The organism is Herbidospora galbida (genome assembly GCF_005233835.1).
Taxonomy (GTDB): Bacteria; Actinomycetota; Actinomycetes; order Streptosporangiales; family Streptosporangiaceae; genus Herbidospora; species Herbidospora galbida.
The window spans coordinates 97,980-120,779 of sequence record NZ_SZQA01000025.1 but is presented as its reverse complement, the minus strand read 5'-3'; the positions used below and the strand labels follow the sequence as shown (position 1 = coordinate 120,779).

General features: G+C 67.8%; 12 protein-coding genes. 6 read left to right on the top strand and 6 right to left on the bottom strand.

Going from position 1 to position 22,800, the window contains the following annotated elements; translation table 11 throughout:
• The first annotated feature begins 207 nt into the window (after positions 1–207).
• The 5 genes from FDA94_RS24565 to FDA94_RS24545 are packed head-to-tail and all read left to right on the top strand — an operon-like array spanning position 208 to position 6,361.
• Positions 208–1,569 carry an L-fuconate dehydratase gene (locus FDA94_RS24565; protein WP_170991100.1) on the top strand — a complete coding sequence of 454 codons (1,362 nt, stop codon included), beginning with the start codon at positions 208–210 and terminating at the stop codon, positions 1,567–1,569.
• Positions 1,566–2,630, top strand: coding sequence for a sugar ABC transporter substrate-binding protein (locus FDA94_RS24560; protein ID WP_137249426.1), 1,065 nt, complete (start codon positions 1,566–1,568; stop codon positions 2,628–2,630). The genes FDA94_RS24565 and FDA94_RS24560 overlap by 4 nt, the downstream gene beginning before the upstream one ends.
• The gene (locus tag FDA94_RS24555) at positions 2,631–4,133 is read left to right on the top strand and encodes a sugar ABC transporter ATP-binding protein (RefSeq protein ID WP_137249425.1); all 1,503 of its coding nucleotides are present in this window, start codon (positions 2,631–2,633) and stop codon (positions 4,131–4,133) included.
• A complete protein-coding gene (locus FDA94_RS24550; RefSeq protein ID WP_137249424.1) occupies positions 4,126–5,187 on the top strand; it encodes an ABC transporter permease in 1,062 nt (353 codons plus the stop codon). Before FDA94_RS24555 ends, FDA94_RS24550 begins: the two co-directional genes overlap by 8 nt.
• Position 5,188: 1 nt before the next feature.
• A complete protein-coding gene (locus FDA94_RS24545) occupies positions 5,189–6,361 on the top strand; it encodes an ROK family transcriptional regulator (protein ID WP_212735490.1) in 1,173 nt (390 codons plus the stop codon).
• A 3-nt stretch (positions 6,362–6,364) separates the two neighbouring features.
• On the opposite strand, the gene FDA94_RS24540 is transcribed toward FDA94_RS24545, so the two are convergent.
• Positions 6,365–6,799 carry a very short patch repair endonuclease gene (locus FDA94_RS24540; protein WP_170991099.1) on the bottom strand — a complete coding sequence of 145 codons (435 nt, stop codon included), beginning with the start codon at positions 6,797–6,799 and terminating at the stop codon, positions 6,365–6,367.
• A gap of 154 nt (positions 6,800–6,953) precedes the next feature.
• On the opposite strand from FDA94_RS24540, the gene FDA94_RS24535 reads away from it, so the two are divergent.
• Positions 6,954–8,888 carry a serine/threonine protein kinase gene (locus tag FDA94_RS24535; protein WP_170991098.1) on the top strand — a complete coding sequence of 645 codons (1,935 nt, stop codon included), beginning with the start codon at positions 6,954–6,956 and terminating at the stop codon, positions 8,886–8,888.
• Here the strand turns inward: FDA94_RS24535 and FDA94_RS24530 are convergent.
• The 5 genes from FDA94_RS24530 to FDA94_RS24510 are packed head-to-tail and all read right to left on the bottom strand — an operon-like array spanning position 8,866 to position 22,628.
• Positions 8,866–10,962, bottom strand: a complete 2,097-nt coding sequence (locus FDA94_RS24530; protein WP_137249422.1) for a UvrD-helicase domain-containing protein — start codon at positions 10,960–10,962, stop codon at positions 8,866–8,868. The two genes, FDA94_RS24535 and FDA94_RS24530, sit on opposite strands and share 23 nt — an antisense overlap.
• A 25-nt stretch (positions 10,963–10,987) precedes the next feature.
• On the bottom strand, positions 10,988–12,865 hold the full coding sequence (gene drmB / locus FDA94_RS24525) for a DUF1998 domain-containing protein (RefSeq protein WP_212735489.1): 1,878 nt from the start codon (positions 12,863–12,865) through the stop codon (positions 10,988–10,990).
• 1 nt (position 12,866) lies between these two features.
• Positions 12,867–16,088, bottom strand: coding sequence for a helicase-related protein (locus FDA94_RS24520; protein WP_137249421.1), 3,222 nt, complete (start codon positions 16,086–16,088; stop codon positions 12,867–12,869).
• The gene (locus tag FDA94_RS24515; protein ID WP_137249420.1) at positions 16,072–17,943 is read right to left on the bottom strand and encodes a UvrD-helicase domain-containing protein; all 1,872 of its coding nucleotides are present in this window, start codon (positions 17,941–17,943) and stop codon (positions 16,072–16,074) included. Before FDA94_RS24515 ends, FDA94_RS24520 begins: the two co-directional genes overlap by 17 nt.
• Positions 17,940–22,628, bottom strand: a complete 4,689-nt coding sequence (locus FDA94_RS24510) for a DEAD/DEAH box helicase (RefSeq protein WP_246060136.1) — start codon at positions 22,626–22,628, stop codon at positions 17,940–17,942. The genes FDA94_RS24515 and FDA94_RS24510 overlap by 4 nt, the downstream gene beginning before the upstream one ends.
• Positions 22,629–22,800 lie beyond the last annotated feature (172 nt).

Genomic DNA, 22,800 nt, shown 5'->3' with positions numbered 1-22,800 from the left:
TGTCTGGAGAGTAACCGAGAAGATGGCCGCGGGGCCTTCCGCCCGGCGGCGACCTGCGGAATTCTGATCCCACCTGGGATCGGTCCACGACGCCGCGACGTGTCGTGTCCGCAAATTAATCGGATCTTTATCTCGAAAGGCTTTCGAAGACGACCGCCCGGCGGTAGCGCCGGTCTCTAACATTAATCGGATGTGTCTGGAGCTCGCATGAGGGTCATCTCCCTGGAGACGCATGACATCCGGTTCCCGACCTCGGCGGAGCTCGACGGTTCCGACGCGATGAACCCCGACCCCGACTACTCGGCGGCGTACGTGGTGCTGCGGACCGACGAGGACGAGAAGGGACACGGATTCGCGTTCACGATCGGACGCGGCAACGACGTGCAGACCGCCGCCATCAGGGCGCTCGAAGGTCACATCGTCGACCGTGACTGCTCCGACCTGGGCGCCGTCTACCAGGACCTCATCGGCGACTCGCAGTTGCGCTGGCTGGGGCCGGAGAAGGGCGTCATGCACATGGCGATCTCCGCCGTCATGAACGCCCTGTGGGACCTGCGGGCCCGCCGCGAGGGCAAGCCGCTCTGGCTGCTGCTCGCAGAGATGAGCCCCGAGGAGATCGTCTCCCTCGTCGACTTCCGCTACATCACCGACGCCCTGACCCCCGCCGAGGCGCTGGAGATCCTCCGCGCCGCCGAGCCGGGCCGGGCCGGCCGCATCGCGGCCCTGCGGGAGCACGGCTATCCCGCGTACACGACGTCGCCGGGCTGGCTCGGCTACGACGACGACAAGCTTCGGCGCCTCTGCAAGGAGGCCCTCGACGAGGGCTTCTCGCAGATCAAGCTGAAGGTCGGCGCCGACCTCGACGACGACATCCGCCGCATGCGGATCGCCCGCGAGGTCTGTGGCGACGGTTACCCGATCGCGATCGACGCCAACCAGAGATGGGATGTCTCCGACGCGATCCGCTGGGTGCAGGCACTGGCCGAGTTCGGCCCCTGGTGGGTGGAGGAACCCACCAGCCCGGACGACGTCCTCGGCCACGCCGCGATCGCGCGCGCGGTCGCGCCCGTCCCGGTCGCCACCGGGGAGCACGTGCAGAACCGGATCGTGTTCAAGCAGCTCCTCCAGTCGGAGGCCATCTCCTACCTGCAGCTCGACGCGGCGCGCGTCGGGGGCGTCAACGAGAACATCGCCATCCTGCTGCTGGCCGCCAAGTTCGGCGTCCCCGTCTGCCCGCACGCGGGCGGGGTCGGGCTGTGCGAGCTGGTCCAGCATCTGGCCATGTTCGACTTCGTCTCCGTCAGCGGGTCGAAGGAGGGCCGGGTGATCGAGTACATCGACCACCTGCACGAGCACTTCGTCGATCCGGTGGTCATCCGGGACGGCGGCTACGTGGCGCCCGAAGCAGCCGGATTCAGCTCGGCGATGCGACCCGCGTCGCTCGCCGCGTTCACCTATCCATGGGGTCAGTACTGGACCAGCGCAGTGGCCCAGAGCTCCCCGGCGGCGGAGGCGCGCAGAACCTCCGCCGTCACTCACCCCCCCGTCCTGAAAGGCCGATCGGCATGAAACTTCTGTCCGTCGCCGCCAGTGCCGCCGTGCTCGCCCTGGGCCTGGCGGCCTGCGGGTCGTCCGACACCCCCGACTCCGCAGCGAGCGCCGCCCCCGGTGAGTCGGCCCCCGCGGCCGCCGCCGGCGGTGGCAAGGTCGGCGTGGACTTCCCGCGCGCCGACTCCGACTTCTGGAACTCGTACAACAAGTACGTGCCCGAGATCGCCAGCAAGGACGGCGTCGAGCTGATGCCGCCGACCAACTCGCAGAACGACGTCGCCAAGCTGGTCGCCAACACCCAGGCGCTGGTCAGCCAGGGCGCCAAGGCGATCATCATGGCCCCGCAGGACACCGGCGCCATCGCCTCGACGCTCGACTCGCTCGCGGGCAAGAAGATCCCGGTCGTCACGGTGGACACCCGCCCCGACAAGGGCAACGTCTACATGGTCGTGCGCGCCGACAACCGCGCCTACGGCACCAAGGCCTGCGAGTTCCTCGGCGAGAAGCTCGGCGGCAAGGGCAAGGTCGTGCAGCTCATGGGCGCCCTGGCCTCCATCAACGGCCGTGACCGCGCCGAGGCCTTCCGCGACTGCATGAAGGAGAAGTTCCCCGGGATCACCGTCTTCGAGGAGCCGACGGAGTGGGAGGGCAGCAAGGCCGCGTCCATGCTGCAGACCCGCCTGGAGCAGAACCCCGACATCAAGGGCATCTACATGCACGCCGGCGGTGTGCACCTGGCCCCGACCCTCCAGGTCCTGAAGGCCAAGGGCCTGCTGGTCAAGCCGGACGACCCCAAGCACATCTTCGTCGTGTCCAACGACGGCATCCCGGCCGAGTTCGAGGCCATCCGCGCGGGCGAGATCGACGCGACCGTCTCGCAGCCGGCCGACCTCTACGCCAAGTACGCCGTCTTCTACGCGAAGGCCGCTCTGGAGGGCAAGACCTTCCAGCCCGGCCCGACCGACCACGACAGCAACATCATCCAGCTCCCCAACGGCCTGGAGGACCAGCTGCCCGCGCCGCTGGTCACCGCGGAGAACGTGGATGACCCCAACCTCTGGGGCAACCAGGTCAGCTAGATGAGCACCTCATCGAACGCGGCGGCGGTCGAAGCGCGCGGGATCACCAAGCGCTTCGGCCCCACCGTCGCACTCAACGACGCGGGCCTCACCATCAAGCAGGGCGAGACGCACGCCCTGATCGGGCGCAACGGCGCCGGCAAGTCGACCCTCGTGTCGATCCTGACCGGCCTGCAGCGCCCCGACGCCGGCGAGGTCCGGTTCGCGGGCGAGGCGGCCCCGCCGCTCGCCGACCGCGACGCGTGGAAGGCCCGCGTGGCCTGCGTCTACCAGAAGTCCACGATCATCCCCGCGCTGACCGTGGCCGAGAACCTCTTCATCAACCGCCAGACCGAGGGCAAGGTCATCAACTGGCGCGCCATGCGCGCCCGCGCGGCCGCCCTCCTCGACCAGTACCACGTCGACGTCGACCCCTCGGGGCTCGCCGGCGACTTGGGCGTCGAGCAGCGGCAGCTGGTCGAGATCGCCCGCGCTCTCTCCTTCGGCGCGCGGTTCATCATCCTCGACGAGCCGACCGCCCAGCTCGACGGCCCGGCCATCGGACGCCTCTTCGACCGCATGCGCGACCTGCGGGAGCAGGGCGTCACGATGATGTTCATCTCGCACCACCTCGAAGAGGTGTACGAGGTCTGCCAGAGCGTCACCGTCTTCCGCGACGCCCGCCACATCGTCACCAGCACCGTCGCGGACCTCCCGCACGACGCGCTGGTGGCCGCGATGACCGGCGAGCACGCCGTCACCTACGAGGCCAAGGCCCGGACGATCGACGCGAAGGCCAAGGTCGTGCTGGAGGTGCGCGGCCTCAACTCCGCGGGCCGCTACCACGACATCGACCTGACCGTGAAGGCCGGCGAGATCGTGGGCCTCGCCGGATCGGGCAGCAGCGGCAAGGTCGGCCTGGCCGAGAGCATCGTCGGGCTGCGCCGCGCCGACAGCGGCGTCATCACGATCAACGGGAAGCGGCCCAAGCCGGGCGACGTCCCGTCGGCGCTGGCCGCCGGCGTCGGCTTCGTCCCGCAGGACCGCCACCACGAGGGCTTCGTGCCCCTGCTGTCGGTCGGCGAGAACGCGACCATGCCGATCGCCGGGAAGCTCGGCCGCTTCGGGATGATCTCGCCCGAGAGACGCCGGGCCCGCGCCCGGACCATGATCCAGGAGCTCGACATCAAGACCGAGGGTCCCGACCAGCCGGTCGGCGACCTGTCGGGCGGCAACGCCCAGAAGGTCGTGATGGCCCGCGCCCTGGTCGACGACCCGGCCGCGCTGGTCGTCATCAACCCCACCGCCGGCGTCGACGTCAAGGCCAAGCAGTCGCTGCTCGGCTCGGTCGAGGACGCCGCGCAGCGGGGGGCGGGAGCCGTGCTGGTCAGCGACGAACTCGACGACCTGCGAATCTGTGACCGGGTCCTGGTGATGTTCCACGGCCGGGTGATCAAGGACGTGCCACGCGGATGGTCGGACAACGACCTCGTGGCCGCTATGGAGGGTGTCAGTCATGAGTGATCGGCAGGGGCGCCGCGCCCCGACACTGCCGAAGACCCCGGCGGCGTCGGCGAACGGCTCCGGCCCCGCTCCGGCGCTCGCCGCCCGGCCGGGCTTCCGGCTGAGCCGGTTCCGCGACCTGACGCTGGTGCCGGTCATCGTGGTGCTGCTGATCGTCGGGTCGTTCATCGACCCGGTGTTCCTCACCCCCGGCAACCTGACGAACGTGCTTCAGCAGCAGTCGGCGCTGGCCCTGGTCGTGCTGGCCGAGGCGCTCATCCTGATCGCCGGCAAGTTCGACCTGTCGCTGGAGTCGATCGTCGGCATGGCCCCCGCCGTGGCGGTCATGCTCGTCATCGCGACCGGTGACGGCGGGTTCGGCCTCGGTCTGCCCCCGGGCCTGGCCGTGCCGCTGTGCCTGGTCGTCGGCGCCCTGATCGGAGCCTTCAACGGCTTCCTCATCCTGCGCTTCCAGCTCTCGGCGTTCGTCGTGACGCTCGCCATGCTGATCGTCGTGCACGGCCTGCACCTCGGCCTGACCGGCGGCAAGAGCCTCTTCGCCCTGCCCGAGTCGTTCATGTACCTCGGCAGCGCGGTCTGGTTCGGCCTGCCCGCCGCCATCTGGATCACCGGCGTCCTGTTCGCCGTCGGCATGGCCGCCCTCGGCTACTTCCGCTCCGGCCGCTCCCTCTACGCCATCGGCGGCAACGCCGACGCGGCCAGGGCGGCGGGCATCCGCGTGGAGCGGGTCGTGCTGGCGGTCTTCGTCGTCGGCGGCGCCCTCGCGGCGCTGGCCGGGATCCTGGAGACCGGCCGCCTCGGCAGCATCAGCGCCAACCAGGGCGTCGGCTGGATCTTCATGGTCTTCGCCGCGGCCGTCATCGGCGGCGTCAGCATGGACGGCGGCAAGGGCACCATCCTCGGCGCCCTCACCGGTGTCCTGGTCATCGGCCTGGTCGAGAACATTTTGACGCTCCAGGGTGTGCCCGGCGAGTGGAAGCAGCTCGTGTACGGCGGCATCATCCTGATCGCCCTGATGATCAGCCGGCTGACCGGCGGGAGGGCCCAGGACTAGCGTGACGACCGGCCGCGCCACCCTGCGCAGGGACAACCTGTCCCGTGTGCTCCGGCACCTGCGTGACCACGGGACCTGCTCCCGCGCGGACGTGGCGGAGGCGACCGGTCTGCACCGGGCCACCGTCTCCTCCCTGATGACCGAGCTCATGTCGCTCGGCCTGGTGCGGGAGGCGGGCACCTCCTCTGCGGGAGCCATCGGGCGGCCACGGCGTGACGTGGCCCTCGACGGCTCCCACGTGGGGGCCCTAGGCCTGGAGATCAACGTCGACTATGTGGCCGCCCACGGCTCCGACCTGGGCGGCCGCGTCCTGTTCTCCTGCCGCGAGGGCTTCGACGCGGCCGGCGCCGGCCTCTCGGCGTGCCTGACCGAACTGGTCCGCGTGGCCCGCCGGGCGGCGGGCGAGATGGGCTCCCTGGCCGGCGTCGTGGTGGCCGTGCCGGGGCTGGTCTCCGACGGCGTGGTGACCTTTGCCCCGAACCTGGGCTGGCGGCAGGTGCCCCTGGCCGACCTGCTCCGCGCCGAACTGGGCGTGACCGTGGGGGTCGGCAACGACGCGAACCTGGCCGCCCTGGCCGAATACGCGTGCGGCGTGGCCGCCGGCACCCCCGACATGGTCTACCTGACGGGCGAGGTCGGGGTGGGCGGCGGCATCATCGTCGACGGCCGATTACTGCGCGGCGCCGACGGCTTCTCCGGGGAGACGGGCCACCTGCTCGTTGACCCGGGAGGCGCGAGGTGCGGCTGCGGCCGTACCGGATGCTGGGAGACGAAGGTCGGACTGGCGGCACTCGGCCCCGCCGGAGCGACCTCGCCCGGCCCGGACGCGCGGGTGAACTCGATCGCCTCGGCCGCCGCGGCCGGCGACGCCCGCACCCTCGACGCGCTCGCCGAGGTGGGCCGCTGGCTGGGCCTGGGCGGCTCGATCCTGGTGAACCTCTTCAACCCGCGCGCGATCGTGGTCGGCGGCTACTTCGCCCGCCTGGCCGAACGGCTCATCCCCCCGGCCCAGGCCGAACTCGAACGACGGGTCGTGGCCGGCGGGCGGTGCAAGATCATGGCCTCGGAGCTGGGCTTCGAGGCGGCCTCGCGGGGCGCGGCCGGGACGGTGGTCGACCGCGTCCTCGACGACCCGCTCATTCTCGAATCGAACGGAACTCGGCCCGCCGGCTGAGGATCATTGGGTGGTGGCCCGGCGGGCGCGGACGATCGCTTCGATCTTGTCTGCGGCCGCTTCGAGATCCTGATGGCCCCACACCCGAATGACTCTCCAGTCGATGGACCGGAGCCTTCGGAAGCTGTTGATGTCCCGCGTCCGGTTGGTCCGGATCTTCTTGAGCCACCAATCGTTGTTGTTCGCCGGGGCCGTGTAGTGCCGGGGGCATCCGTGCCAGAAGCAGCCGTCGACGAAGACGGCGACCTTGGCCCCCGGAAAGACGAGATCGACCTTCCGGCGGGTGCCCGGGATGACCTGCGCGTGAATCCGATAGCGAAGGCCGCGTGCCCACAGAAGTTTGCGCAACTCGACTTCAATGCCGGTGTCGAATTCGCGCTGTGAGCGCATCCGGCGTGACACCCCTGCGTCGCGAGGAACGGGTCCGGTGGCCACCATGATCGTCGACGATATCCGAACGATTGGTTGATCTCGGAAGAATCGCTTTCTTGCCCTTCATTGTAACGTGACCGATAGACGTGGGTCCGGACCGTCCGGTGATATTCGATCATCAAGCGGGACGATGACACGGTCACGACGAGGGAGGGCTGACGTGCTCGGCGGTGTCACATTGGTCGGTCGCTACCGTCTGGACAGGAAGCTGGGTGCCGGGGCCATGGGCGAGGTGTGGCACGGCATCGACACGCGGCTCAACCGAGATGTGGCGGTGAAGGTTTTCCCCGAGCACTCGAGTGTCGACACCCGCCGCGCGGCGAGGTTCCGTGCCGAGGCCCAACTCTGCGGTCAGATTCAGCACCCGGGGGTTGTCGTCGTCCACGACGCCAACGACGACGAAGGACGGCTCTTCTTCGTCATGGAGATGCTGGACGGCCGGGATCTGAGGGCAGTCATGGACGACGCGAGGAATGGTCTCCCCTTCGACCGGATCATCCGCATCGGGATCGGGCTGGCCGACGCCCTCGCGGCCGCCCACGCGAAGAAGGTCATCCACCGCGACATCAAGCCCGCCAACATCATGCTTCTCCCCGGAGACCGGCCGAAGCTCCTTGACTTCGGCATCGCCAAAGTCCTCGATGCGGGCGGGGCGACCGCCCCGATCGGCACTCCGGCCTACACGGCCCCCGAACAGAACGAGGGCAGACCCGACGAGCGGAGCGACCTGTACTCGCTCGGCTGTGTGTTATACGAGATGACGACGGGCGACCGCCCCTTCGAAGGGGGCGCGATGGAAGTGCTGTACAAGCACGCGACGAAGCAGCCTCCGCGTCCGGGAGACTTCCGTGGGGACGTTCCCTCGTTGCTGGAAGAGCTGATCCTCGACCTCTTGGCCAAGAAACCGGAGGATCGGCCGCAGTCGGCCGATGAAGTGACGACCCGGCTCCGGGCGATCCACCAGACCGACCCGGGGCCCGCCAAGGCGACGGTTCTGCTCCCCGATGATCGGCTTCTGCGGTCCGGTGCGTCCGAGCGACTGCACTCCGACGTCGACGAAGCAATGGCCAGAGCGATCGACCAGGTGCTGCGACGGTCCCGGATCGACGCCAGGGTGGCCGACTACGTCCGTACTCCCCAGCTCACCCGATTCGAGGTCAGGCTGGGCCCCAACGTCCACGAGAACGCGGTCATGGCCCTGGTTGGAGAGTTCGTCCGGGTGACGGGCCAGGATGGCCTCCGGGCCCTGCCGATGCGGCGGTCGACATCCCCGCTGCCGGGCGTGCCCGCGATCGGTGTCGAGGTGCCGCACCGGGTCCCCGACGCGCTCGGCCTCGGTGACATCCTGCGCGAGGCTCCCGATGCGCACGCACAGTTGGCCGGACTGGGCCGCGCCGCAGATGGTACGGCTGTCTTTTTTGAGCCGGCGGACACACCGCATCTGCTCATCGGTGGCAGGGGCGGCCAGGTCGACCCGCTCCGTGTCATTGTCGCGTCATTCGCGATGCGCCATTCGCCCCATGACCTGCGGCTGGTGTTCGCCGCCCCCGGAAGTCCGTTCGCCACCCTTCCTCATGTGGTCAGGCAGGCCGATGGAGACCCGCTCACCTGGGCGGTCGCCGAGGTCGCCTGCCGCTACGACGACCTGAGGGCCCACGGGTGCCGAACGACCGCGCAGCTCAACGACAGGGTGCGGGAGACGGGTGGGCCGGTTCCCGCCGGCGCGCTCGGAGACTCCGACCTGGCACACCCCGACGTGGTCGTCGTCATCGACGAAATCGACGACGTGTCCCCCGACTCGGTCGTCGAACTGACCATGGAAGGGCGGGCGGTCGGCTTCCACGTCGTGGCCCGCATGGGGAGACCATCGGAGCACGCCGACGTTTCCCGGGTGAAGGGCTACTTCCCCGCGCGGCTCGCCCTTCCGTTGACATCCGTCGAAGAGAGCATTGCGGTCATCGACCGCGCCGGAGCCGAAACACTGCGCACGGGGACCGGCCTGTTCTCGGTCCATGGCGGCCAACCCGGACAGATCGGGTTGGCCGCGATCTCGGATCAGGAGGTCGCGGCCATCATCGGCCACTGGATAACTTGAGGAACGGGCTCGGCTCTCCGTGCCAAGAGATGTGCAGACGCTCGCGGGCCCGGGTGCCGGCGACGAAGAGCAGACACCGTTCGCGCTGGAGGTCGTTCCGGTGCGTGGTGGCGTCCTCCGTCAACGGGGTGACGGCGTTGTCGGCGGGGATTTGACCTGCGCTCACGCCGATCACCGCGACGCAGCGGAACTCCAGCCCCTTCATGCGGTGCATCGTGGTGACCGAGACGTGGTCGGTCGTGCCGTCCCGGTCGCGGGACAGGAACAGAGCTCCGATTCCCGCCAGCGCCAGGGCCTCCGCCGCCGACTGCCCGAGGGTTTCCGACCGGGCGGCCACGCCGATCTCCTCGGGGCGGACCCCGGCATCGATCCATCCGTTGACCGTTTCGACGAGCCGGGCAAGTTCGGCGTGGCGGGTCGCCGCCCCGAACATCTCGGGCTCGCTGCCCCGCATCTCGGAGCGGCAACCCGCCAGATCGGTTCGCCTGCCGTCGAGGTCGTCGATCTTTTCGTCCGCCAACATGGCGCAACTCCAGGTGAGAATCTCGCCGGTGGTGCGGTAGTTGATCCGCAGCGTGGTCGACCTGCCGCCGAGCCGGATCCCGACCGCGGCCAGGGAGACCCGGTTGTCGTAGATGCGTTGGTGTGTGTCGGCGGTGATAAACAGATCGTCGGGACCTTCCGGGACTGCCGCCCGCAGGACCCGCCACCGCACCGGATGGAGATCCTGGGCCTCGTCCACGATCACGTGGTCGTAAGGGAAGGTGGCGAGCCCGCCGAGCACCCGCGTCGCTTCCCTGCAGATCGTTTCGAACGTGCGATAGCGGCGCTCGGCCAGTTCCTGTTCGAATTCGGTGACGGCCCGCCAGATCTTCGTACGTTGCAGGGAACCGAGTCGCCGCCCGCGCCCAACCCGACGGGCTTTGAGGTAGTCATCCAGCGTGCCGATCTCCTGGGCGAGAACCACCTGCCTCCACTCCTCCTGGAGGAACTTTTCCGGTAGGTCCAGGTCCCGACGCCGCCGGATCCGCCGCCAGATCTGTTTCTCCTCCTCGTTGCCCAGCAGGGCGAAAGAACCGACATGGTCGTTGACCAACTTGCGCGCCACCTGGTCGACGGTCAGCACGTCGATCCGTGAGAGCACCTCCTCGTCCGTCTCCAACAGCCGCAGCCATTCCGACAACGACCTGGTGAGTGTGGCAGTGAAGGTGGTCAGCAGCACACGGCCGCCCCGGCGCGCGAGGTGGCGGGCCCGATGCAGGGCGACCACGGTCTTGCCGGTGCCCGGGCCGCCGGTGACCTGGATCGACCCGGCGTAGGATCGGAAGGCCACCTCACGCTGGACCGGGTGCAGGTAGACGCGCCACCGGTCGAAGGGCTTGGCGAACAGTTCCATCAGCTCTTCCGGGCCGTCCACCAGCGCGACCTTGTGAAGGGTGCGCTCGGTGGCGGCGGACACGTCTCCGGGGTCGATGTCCGGCACGTCCACCGACCCCACGAGGTCGGTCCAGACCTCCTCGGGAGACATCCCCGCCGCCAGTCCGAACAGCACGTCGAACTGGGTTTGGGGAAGTTTGCCGTCCAGTGCCTCCAGCATCCCGACGTCAGTGAGCATCCGGGCGAATCGCAGCATCTGCTCGTCGATGCCAAGTCGCGTGAGTTCCCCGTCGGAGACGTGGTCGAAGAGCTTGTCCACAGTGGTCTCGGGCGTACGTGTCAGGCCGTCCATCGTCTCCGCGATGATCGCGTCATCGCGGATCTCCATGTGCCCGGTTGCCATGTTCACGGAGACCCGACGGTTGCGCACCCAGGCGTACGCCTCGTCGTGGGTGTCCACGTGCAGGAGCGTCAAAAGGTCGCCGGAATCCGGAACCAGCACGATTCCGCGGTACTGTCGGTCGATTCTGATGCTCTTGAATCTCGGGTCACGAATATCCTGAAGTTTCTCCAGATGTGCTCCGGCGTGCGCCGTCTGTCCGAACTTGCCGAGGGTGTCGAGAACTTTCTGGGCGACGGGGCGTTCCAGCCGGATCAGGTCTCGCAGGAAATCCTGGTGGATGGCCAGGCGTGGCACCGTTTACCTCCCGCGTTCGTATGGATCAGTGGGCTTCGTTGAAGAAGCCGGTCAGGGGGTCGTCCGGTGTTCCGATGAGCATCGCCCGGTCGAGAAAGACGTTGTTGGTCTCGCAACTCGTCTCCGGCAGCAGCACGCAGGCGTAGCAGGCGGCCAGGTTGAGACTGTCGATGCCGGCGGCCTCCGCTTCCATGCAAGGCGGGTCCTGCGAACACCACTCGGTACGGGCGAGTGCCGCCTCGAGAGAGGTATGGAGCGCGCGATGCTCACCCTGGGCCACCACACCCCCGAGGGAGCCGGCCGAGTCGCTGGTGGCGGTGTAGATGAGAATGCCCGCCATGTCCTTGTCCACATAGAGCCGCTCGCGCAGCGCGGCCGCCGGATAGCCGCAGTCCAGGCTCCACTCGTTTATCAACACGTGCGCGAGCGTGTGCAGAAACACGTATCGAGGAGTGACGGGTGAGGTGATTTCGCCGGTCGGCTTCGAAGGGCGGGCCTTTTCGGCGCGTTCGCGAAGATTCGCGGTGTGCCGGAGCCTTATCTGACGGGCACGGTCCCTCGGGCCTTCCCGTCTTTCCCATGTCTGGAGTCGCTCCTCGTCCACCGCCAGGAATACACCCTCGCCGCTGACCTCGATCGCGGGTAGCCACTTCGGTGGAGTGCCGGCCATCGCCGCCCTGCGCGTGTCGCCACCCACCGGGTCGGGCATGGTGACCCGCGTGAACGACTCCAGTGCCCGCACTTCGCGCAGCCGCTTGACCAGCATGGAACGCTTGATCCCGAAAGGAAGCGGGATGAGGTCGTCTCCGGCCCGAACGCACTCGAAGTTCTCTTCGCGGGACACGGTGCCGGTGCCGTCGTAGAGCTGGGCGTACTCCTCACGGCGCAGCGTGCTTGCCGATTCGAAGATCAGAGTCTCGTCGGGGTCGGGCAGTGGTGCGGAGTCCAGCAACTCCATTCGCCGACGGACCGCCGCCAAGATCGCCTCCGGAGTGAAGCGTCCGTTGTCGGTCAGTGTCGAATCGGCCTCGATGTCCTCGAGCAGGTCCTCTTCCCGATCTCCTCGCTCGACTCGTCGGCGCAGGGCCGGATAGGCGCGGTTCAGCCGTTGCTGAAGGGTCTCCGACCACGGGGGAATGGCCAGCGCGGACCGGGTGATTCCGAACCAGGCCGCCGATGCGCCTCGCTGGAGCGTCCGGGGCGCGGCGTCGCAGGACGTCTCCGCGGCGCCACGGCCGAGCCACGGCCGTTTCGCCCGACACTTGATGCCCAGGTCGGGCATCGCGCCTTTGTCGAAAGCGCCCTCCAGCGACGCGGGACGCACACCGCAGGAGCACTTGATGACGATGGACCTGAGCGATGCGGTCTGACCGCTGCTCTCCAACGAGAGCCGGTGACCACCGGAGGTGTCCGCGGAGCCGGCAGCGTTCTTCTTGTGCAGCCACGCGAAGTAGGGAAAGTCGTCCAGGTGGCCATTCTCACAGGCGATCACGAACCGCGACGGGGTCAGCGTCTTTTCGCAGGTGTCGCATTTGGCCGTACCGGTGGAGGAATCGAAATCCCGGAACTCGCGGAGGCTGCCGCAGTCGCCGCACGAGTACCACTCGGGAAAGCGTCGCGTCCGGATGCCGTCTCCAGAAGAGGGCTCGTCGGCCGGCGGGAGCTGGAACCTCTCGACACCGAGCCATCTCTGGAGGCGGGGTTCGAAGATCTCGTCCGAGGGCCATACGCGCCAGCTGTCGAGCCCGCTCACGATGTATGACTGATCCTCAATAGCGATCATTGAGCCCACGCCGTAGGTCGTGATCGTCTGGGCGCGCCGAACGGCGCCCAGGGGCTTTTTGGTCGTCTCCGCCTCACCGGTCCGACCCGCCCGCTGGTTTTTTCCGCCACGAAGTGCCATTTCATCGCTCCAGGTAAAGGTCGGACTCGGCGTCGACGTCGCGCAGGCTCCAGAGGGTGTCCCAGGCATAATCGAGGTCGTCGTCGGTGAATGACCGCAGCAGCGCCTCGTGGGGGTTTCGCCTCTCGCTGCGCTTGAATCGGGCTTTGGCCTGATAGACCAGCTTGTCGTTCTCGTCGGCGAGTGTGATCCAGTCGGCGATGAGCTCGTCGAGGTCCTTCTCAACGCCGGCGAGTTCGACCTCGTCGACGGTGCCGTCCTTCTCCAGCGCGGCCCTCGCCCGCGCCACGATGAGGTCTTTCAACTCCTCTATGCGGTGCTCGTGAGCGAGTACGCTCGCCGCCGCGTGGTTGAAGCGGAGTTCTGGTTGAAGCAGTCGGGCCATGCCGACCAGTACGGCGTGCAGGGCCCGGTCCCTGGCGCGGGGTGAGAACGGGGTGACGCTCGTCGACTCGACCTGCCGGTAGAGCGCGGAGTGGTAGGAGACGAAGCTTTCGTAATGGGAGCGGTCACGGGAGCGGTTGGCGTTGTAGAGCATGACGACCAGACCCGGATGCTCACGGCCGACCCGGCTGCTCGACTGGATGTACTCGGCGGTCGTCTGCGGCTGTCCCGTGATCGCCATCAGACCGAGCCGGCTGACGTCGACACCGACGGAGATCATGTTGGTGGCCAGCACCGCGTCGAACACCTCGGGGTCCGGATGTCTGCGCTCGAGATCCTTGAGCCGCTTCGGGATCTCGCTCGACTTCACCCGACTCGTCAACTCGGTGAGGTGGTCTCGCGGACGTACGGTGATGCCGTGCCGTTCGGCCAGGACCTTGAGCCGGTCCTGGACGTCGTCGAGCACCTGCAGTTCCGCTGCGGCCAGCAGGCGCAGGCTGTTGAAGTATCCGACGAGAGTCCAGTAGGCGTCGCGGACGCTGTCCTCGCCCTCGATATGGGTCGCGTGATGCAGCAGTGCCCCGTACGCGCGAACCAGGAGGGTCGCCTGACTGGTGTTGGGGGCGAGCAGGCCGACGTACAGGCGTGACGCTTTGTCCTTCGCCGGGGTCTCTACCGCGAACCAGGAGTCACGGGCGTCCAGGCCTGCGGGCGGGAACTGGGCGACCTCCCGGTTGAAAAGGCGTTTGACCTGGTCTTTCGCGCGGCGGATGGTCGCCGTTGATGCGACGATCTTGGGTCGCTCGGCGGCCTCGTCGATCGCCGTCTCGTAGAGCCCGGTGAGGCTGCCCAGCGGGCCCGAGATGAGATGGAGTTCGTCCTGGACGATCAACTCCGGCGGCGCGGTGCCCGGCCGGTCCCGGTTGAACAGCGCCGCGACCTCCGGCTTCCAGGCGATCTGCGCGAATTTGTCGACCGTCGCGATGATCAGGGTGGGACGGACCGCGTAGATCTTCTCGTCCACCACGTAGACGGGGAGCTCGTGGTGGAAGGCGCAGTCGCCGTTGGCGCAGAAGATGCGCATGTTCGAGGCGGCGACGTCCACCACGTACTCGTCGGGCCCCATCGGCGTGCCGCACCACGGACAGAACCTCAGCTGGACCGGATCCTCCTTGTGGAGTTCCTTGCCGCTGCGGAGCTTTTCGAGGCTGGCGGCCGCGTCCTTCAGCTTGTTGGGAGTGGCCGCCGCGCCGACCCACATGCCGATGGAGATGGTCTCCTTGCCCAGTTCGCGCGGGTTCCCGCTCCTAATGATCTCCATGGCGCAGATCAGGGCGGCGGCCCGCTCGAACTGCTGAAGGGTCAGTAGGCGAAGGGTGTACCGCATGATCGCGGTGACCCCTCCTCCCTCCTCGCCCTTGCGCAGCCGGCGGAGAAAGACCGTGAAAGCGATGATGCCCAGGTATGCCTCGGTCTTTCCGCCGCCCGTGGGGAACCAGAGCAGGTCGGCAATGCCCCTGTCGTCGTGTTCGGGATCGTCGATGCCGTTGAGACAGAGCAGGAGGAAGGCGATCTGGAAGGGACGCCATCGGCCTTCCCTGTTGTCGGGGGCGCCTGCTCTTCCGTTCCTGATCCACCCGGTTTGGGCTCTCTGATTGGCCATGGCCTCGTTGGCGAGCCGGAAGGCCCGCATGACCATCGGGTTGTCGCGCAGCGTGGTAATGCCGGCGTCCATTCGGGCGCACGCGGTGTTGCACTGCCGGACCTGCTCCCTGGCCGCTTCGGCGAAGTCGACGTCGCCGAGCAGACGGGACTCCTCGGCCCGTTCGGCGATCCAGGCGCGGTAACCGCTTACGAGGGCGCGGAGCGCGGTAAGGATCTCCTCATCGGATCCCTTGGCGAGATCGATCATGCGAAGCGCCGAGTTGTCGATATCGGGGTTGGAGTCGGTGAGCAGGACCTCCTTGGCCGGGACGAACTCGCTCCGGATCTCGCCGACGGCCGCCGGCTCCATTCTGAGCAGCGCCTCGTCCCGCGGAGCGGGCGGGGTCCAGTCCCAGTCGGCCGCGCAGCCGTGGCCGACGGCGAAGTTGGGGGCGTACCGGTAGAGCAGCCGGTTCGTCCGCATCTCCGACTCGTCGGCGCCCACCGGCACGCGGCGCTCCACGAAGGGCAGTGTGCCCTCGGCGCCGCTGACCCGGATCTCCGGCTGGAATACGCAGGAAGCGTCCCTGATGTCGAACTTCTCGACTTCCGTCACGTTGAGCAGCGCCACCGTGACGGAGACTGCGCGGTCCTTCACGGGGCGTACGCGCACGCGGAGCTCAAGTCCCGGACCCAGCTCCACGGTGTGCTGCCGGGGTGACAGCACGTCCACGTGATACGGCGCGAGGTCCAAAGAACGCCGGTGCCACCGCAGATCTTGCTCCTCGGTGGTGCGACGTTCGGCGCGTTGGGCCCGGACCGGCCGACCGGCGGTGTCGAACGGCGCGTACATCGCGGCCGTCGCGGTCACGGTGATGGTGGGGGAGACCGTCGGATCGACGCCGAAAGTCAGGCCCATGGAGGACGGTGCCTGGTCGTTCGCCAACGACACGCCGGTGTCGGGCGGATCTTCCCTCACCCGGGTCTCGGGTGCGAGGTCCCCATCACGTTCGCCGATCTCGTCGGCCACCTCGACCGTGTCACGCCGTCGCGGGTACAGAACCCCCGCCGCGTACGTGGTGACGGGCGAGTCCTTGAGGATCTCCTCCGGCCCACCGACCGGTCCAATCGCGTCCAGCCGAAGCTGCTCGGCGAGCGCGGAGCGGAAGGCATAGTGCTCACTGTGATTGGGCATCGGATTCCCCCTTGTCCCAGATGAATGTGGACAGACCAACCAGTCGGGGCGAGAGCCAGACGCCATGGTCGTTGAGCCCCGCGCGCAGCCCGGTGGCCACGTCCCCCGCGACCGTTTCGACGGCGTCCACCCGGACGCCGGAGATCAGGGCGGGGAAGTGTTGGGGTTCATAACTCGGCCCCAACTTAAGAAAGGTGTGGAGATCGGCCCGGAAGCGCTCCGACGCCGTCGCGATCGGGCGATCCCCATGAATGACCAGGTAGGGCGGGCTCTCCCGGAGTCCGATCGGGTCGGGGTGGAGGCGCCGCAGCTCGACTTCGTCGCCCGGCCGGACCGAGGTGGCCAGGTAGTCCTGCAACTCGGCGGGGTCGGCCGCGAAATCCACGGTGCCGCCGGGGTGGTTGGTGGTGACATCGCCGGCCGCCACTTCCAGCCCCAAGCGGTGCCACCGCTTGAAGAAGTAGCGGCCCCACCGCTTCGTGGACGGGTCGGTTCGCACGAACCGCGTCTCGATCGTGGGGACTCGATAGAGCTCGTCCCGGGGTCTGGTCATGGCCACGTACAGAGATCTGGCTTCCTCGGCCGGATCGAAGTCACGCTGCCCTTCGCCCGATCCCGGATCGACGATCAGCACCCGGTCGAATTCCAGTCCCTTCGCCCGGTGGAAGGACGAGACCACCACCCGCGCGGGCGGCTGGGCGGTCAGTTCGTCCGGCAGACGCCCCCCGGCCAGCGCGGACCGCACGCGGGCCAGATCCAGCCGACGGTCCGTTCCCCGGCCCGATCCCGTCCGCCTCAGCAGCCGCCACGCCAGGTCGGCGTTGACCCCTTCGGGAACCGGCAGCCCGTTCAGCACCTCGTCAAACCTTTCGCGGGGCAGCGACGAGGCGTCGATCCGCGCCATCAACATGCCCAGCCACGCGGGAACCGCCCGGTCGCGCGCGGACCGCTGCAACCGGTGGGGGACGCCGATGGCCTGCAACTGTTCGTCGACCAGCAACGCCTGACCGTTCGTGCGGCACAGGATCGCCGTCGTTCCGGGGTGGGAGTTGAGCGCCTCGGCGGCGAGTCCGTCGAAGTCACCGAAGCTCATGACACCCGCCAGAGCGTCCCGCAGCTCCTTGAGGAGAACCTCGCCACCGTTGTGCCCGGTCTCCGATAAAACCCGCAGCCGCGGCCCGAAGCCGAGGGCGATGCGCGCTTCGTCGGTCCGGGCCCGGAAATTGTGGGTGAGCCGCAACTCCGTCAGGTCCTCGCCGAAGGTGCCTCGAAGCCATTCGAAGAAGCGGTTGGTTTCCCCCTTCCGCTCGGCCGGGTCCTTGACCGTGAAACCGTAGATCGCCTGGGCCGGGTCGCCCACGATCGTGAAGCCACACTCAAACCGATCCAGCAGCGCCTCCACCAGCTCCCGGCGGGCGCCGACCAGGTCCTGGACCTCATCGATGACGACATGGCGGAGGTTGTGCTCGTACAAGTCGTCGACGAGCTCGTCGTCGATCGCCTGCCGGGCGCCGTCGATGCGCGCCTCGAAGGAGCGTTCCACCCACTCGCCCCGGGCGTCCACGCGGTTGAGCATGTCGAGCGCCCATGAGTCGAAGGTCTGGGCCCGTACGTGACGCGCGGCGTCCCCGTGGAGGGAGAGGCGCTCCCGCAGCTCCCGGACCGCGGCCCGGGAGAAGGTGAGAACGAGGATCTCTTCGGCGCCGAGGCCGGCCTCTCCGACCAACCTGTCGAGGCGCCGCGCGAGGGTGTACGTCTTACCCGCCCCCGCCTCCGCGGTCACCAGGGTCAGGGCGTCTGCCGGAAGATCCACGACGGCCCACTGTTCCTCTGTGAGCGCGAACGGTTCGCTCATTTCTCACCCCAGAGGTGCTCGAAGTCGCGGAAGGCTAATTTGCGGTCATAGTTAATGATGTTGTCAGCGACGTCGAGGATCAGGCAGGTGTCCTTGCCGCCGTTCTTGGGACCGCGCAGGCCGCGTCCGATCATCTGCTGGTAGACGTTGGGGCTGAAGGTGGGGCGGGACACGATGACCACTTCGGTGGCCGGCGCGTCGAAGCCCTGGGCGAGCACCGAGTAGTTGGCGATCACCCGGATCTGCCGACTCCGGAACTTCTCGATCAGGTTGCGCCGATCGGCCATGGGAGTGGCGGAATCGATCGACGCCGCGCTGATGTTCATGTCGTTGAGCTGCGCGGCCATGAGCTTGGCATGGTTGACCGAGGTCGCGAACAGCAGGATCGGGCTGTCTTCGGGCAGTGCCTTGATCTCCCGTATGAGCATCTCGTTGCGTTCGATGTCCCGCCCGAGCTTCTCCTCCACGGAGGACGGAAGCCGGGCGCCGTCGAAGGCGGTCACCTGCCGGAGATCCTCCTCGGAGAGGGTGATGGTCATGCCCGTGAGCTGCCGGTGGTCGACCTGGGCCAGGACGCCCAACTCCTGCAGTTCCGCGTACGGGTCGTCGCTCTCGAACACGCCCATGTCGAGTCGGTTGCCGCCGTAGCGCTCCACGAGCCGGTTGGTCTCGGCCTCGTTCTTCCCCCGGAACGGTGTGGCAGTGAGCCCCAGCAGGGGGCGGGAGGTCTCCCGGGCGGTCAGCCCGAGCGACCTGAGGATCTGGGTGTACTCCTTGGTGATGGAGACGTGCGCCTCGTCGACGATCACCAGGGCCGGGTCGCGCAGCCAGGAGTATTCGTCCTTGTCCAGGCACGCGGCGAGCTTCGCGTCGGTGGCCACGACGAGTTGCGCCGTGTCCCTGCTGGGCGCCGCCTCATGGGAGGCCCACAGACGGTTGATGACGAGCTGTTCGCCCGGTCCGACCTTGCCCCAGACGAAGGACCAGCTCTGGACGGCCTGTTCGCAGAGCTCCCAGTTCTGGGCGATCCAGAGCACGGGCCGACCGCCGAGACCGCGCTCCCGGATCACGCGAATGACCGCCTCGGCGGCGACCCGCGTCTTGCCGGCGCCTGTGGGCAGACACAGCATGGCCCTCGGCGCGTCGTACTTCGTCAGCAGGTCGACCGTTTTCCGCGCCAGTCGCTCCTGATAGTCGTGGAGCCGGGGAAAAGCGGTCGGGCCGGGTATCTTCTCCAGCGGCGGCAGGGTCTCCTGCCTGCTGCCGGCGTAGTCGCCCGGGAAGCCGAGATCGTTGACGATGCGCACCGACGTGGCGTCGCCCCGGAAGCCGGCCGCGAGCTGGGGGAAGTTCACCTCGATGTCCTTGCGGTAGACGCGGAGGACTTCGGTTCGGTGAGAGTTGTGGGCCAGCTCGGCGATCCGGAGGTCCGACGGGTCGGCGTCGCTTCGCGCCCGATCGCTCTCCAGAAGGCCGTCGGGCAGGCCGTTCTTCAGGGCCTCGACACCGATGAGGAGCAGCAGCTTCTCCGCCATACTCTCGGTCTGCCGGATGCGCAGCACCCGCTCGTTGTTGCGTTCCTGCTCGCGCCTTTCCAGCACGGCCCTGCAGCTGGCCTGCCCCAGCCCGAGCTTCAACACCCGGTCGACGATGGTGAGGATCTGCAGGTCGTCGGCCGGCATCCGGACCAGAACCTTGCGTTCGCTCAGCAACACTGCAAATGGAACCGAGCTGGTGCGCATGCCGCCGGGTGTTCGGGTGATCTCCTCGACCTCTTCGCACCGGATGGTGGACCATCCTTCCACCTGGGCGCGCCGAAGTGTCTTGAGGTACGGGAACTCCTCGATGAGCGGCACCGGATCGGCCACTTCGACGTGGCGGTATTCGGTCTGGATCGCTTCGGCGGGGGAGAGCATGTGCCACGCCTCCCGCATCGTCCGCGCGAGGGAGTCGGTCGGGACGAGCAGCGCCGGCACCCGCTCCTTCAGCAGGGCGTCGTACTCGGTGCGAAGGTGGGTGACCGCGATCTCCGTGTCGGGGACGTCACTGCGCCATTCGTCGCCGACGCGGCACCGGGTCATGGCGCCTTCGGGGAAGTCCGCCTCCACCTCGAACATCAGGGCGTAGACGCGGCCGGGGAAGCGGTCGTCGGTTGACGCCGAAGCCTCGGCGACCAACTTGTCCCACATGGGCTGACGCAAGTCGCCCAGGGACGAAGGCAGGTTGAGCATCGACGCCACACCGGTGGACACGTCGGCGACCGGAAGCACGTCGCGGTACTCGGACAGTTCCGGGGAGACGCAGTCTCCGATCTTGAGGAGGCCGCGGGAGGTGCGGAGGTGGCCGTACCGAAGAGAGAGCCACTTGATCGGAGATGAAACCGAGACCCTACTCGAGAGGCCCTTGTTCCCCGGCTGCATGGTCCACTGGGTCACCGCGCCGCCCGAGGGAATGGCCTTGAGGAAAGCCGCCCTACCCTCTTTCGACAGTGAGATGAACAGATGCAGGGGCCCTGCCGGGTTGGTGCCGTCGAAGTGCATCTTGGCCAGCGACGGGCGGGCTTCCGCTTTCGGCAGTTTGTCGAGGTAAAGTTCCCAATAGGCCTTTTTATAGGCCTGGAACCATTCCTCGTCCCCCGGGCTGACGTTGAGGATGGGGCCCGAGAGAAGCCCCAACTCGGCGAGATACGCGCGATCGTTCGAGTGGAAGTCCAGGTCCACAGCGATGCCGGCGTCTCTCGAACCGTCGGCGGGCACCACCGGACCGGGGAGCAGACAGTCGCGGATTCGCCGGAAATCTCCGGCCAGCGTTTTGACCTTCAGCTCCTTGGCGGTGTCGATCTCTTTTCCCCGGAAAGCCGAGCGGACGCCCTCGGGACCCGCGAGCCGCGCCAAGTCCCAGAACGCGGTCCAGTCACGCGTGTTGTAGCCCTGGAAGCCGCGCTCCACCACGGAGGCGAACCTGCCCCGGTGGTTGGCCTCGTGAATATTGAGCGTTTCCAACGCCCGCGCGATGATGTCGTTGCCCTCGTAGACGCGTTCGTCCACGTAGACCGTGTTGTCTGCCAGCCTGTCGGCCTTGGAGCGGCGGAAGACCCGGGAGGAGGGGGCGACCATGCCGCCCCCCTCGATGAGTACGATCCTGGCCCGCGACGCCTCCTCGAAGAACGGGTGGCCCTTCATGCTCGCGGCGATCAGCACGGCCCGCGACGACGCCTCGGCGCTGCCGTCGGAGACGAGCGCCTCCAGCCATTCCTTGACGGTGGCGATGGGGATGACCGCATTGGACAGAATGTGCTTGACGCTGTCACGACGGTGCTTGTTCCTGCCCGAGTCGGCGGAGTGATGGATCCACTCGACCGGCCGACCCGAATATCCCGCCCACCAGTCGAGCCATTCCTGCTGGAGGCCATCCGGGTGCACACGGATCCGGGCGGGGGTGTCGAACCGACCGTTCTGGTCGGGGAAGACAGATCGTCCGGCCGCGATCTCCCAGACCCTCTTGACGAGCTTCTTGGCGGCCCACTGCGGCTCTTCCCGCCCACGGGCGGGCACGAAGTCAAGGTAGGAGCAGGGGTCGTCCGGCTGGGACAGCGCGGGTAGGGACGAGACCACCAGGTCCGCGACCTGGTCGATGAGTTCCTCGTTGAACTGGTTGCCGGCGTAGAGGTTCTGCCGATCCTCGCTGGTCTTCCAAGGTGCGTTGACGATGCCGCGCAGCGTCAGCTCGTAGTTCGTCGGAAAGTACGCCCAGAACTGGCCACGCCCGGCGGCCCGCCCCTCGGAGTGCGGCACCGCCCACGAGATATCGATCTCGGGCCGGTCGTGCAGTTCGCCGGCCTCGGTCAGCGCCCGGGCGGACGGACGATGGACACGGGTGAAGACCCGCCACTCCTCGGTCTCATCGCGCTCGTCGCCGCCGTTGACGGAGACGACCCGCTGGAGCGTCCGGCGGTCGCCGTCGAGGTGCTGGAAGATCTGCCGTCGGGAGACCCGGCCCGACAGCCTCTTCTCCAGGGTGATCGTGCCTACGTGGGGTGAGAACAACGTGAACTCGGCGGGGAACTCGTCGATGTCCTTGACCAGATCCGGCACGGCGGCGGGCTTGAGTGGGAGGCGGACCACCGTCGTCGCCCAGGTCAGCAGCTCGGCGAGGATCGGGTCGGCGGCCATGGCCCGGTCACGGTCGAGTGGGCGGGCCATCCGGAGCACGGGGGTCTCGACCGTGTCCGGCCGCACGCGCCGGATCTCCATCTCGGCCCACTCCCGGTCGAACCCGAAGCTCTTGTCGTCCTCCTTGCTGAAGAACTCGGGCACATCGGTGACGCTGAGGACAGACTTCACCCCCACACCGAACCGGCCGATCTGGCCGCCGCGCTTGCGGGAGACCCCCATGCGCAGAATGGTGTCGGCGCCCGCGGGGGACATGGCGGTCCCCTGGTTCGCGCAATAAAGGTGGGTGTCCGTGAGCACGACCGCGATTTCCCCGCCGGGCTCGTTTCTCAGCTCGTCGGCACCGTTCTGGACGAGTTCATAGATCTGGCGGTCGCCGTACCCGCCTTCCTTGATGCGACGCTCGCCGTTCGCGTGTTCCTGGATGAGGCCGGGGTCGATTCTGTAGGTTTCGAGCACGCGCATCGTCTGTTCGAGGATTACCTCGATAACAGAGGCATCTTCGCTGTTCACGGCACTATCTCCCGCAATGGAAAAGCCAATTGGAAAGGTGGGGCGCGGGTATGGGGCCGATTTGGGAATGCCGAAGGTGACCCCGGTGGCGCGTGTTCGCAGCCCTTGCCCGGGCACCCCAAAGGGGGCTCTATACCAGTAGTGCGGTCCGGTGGAGTGAACGGGTTTGGGT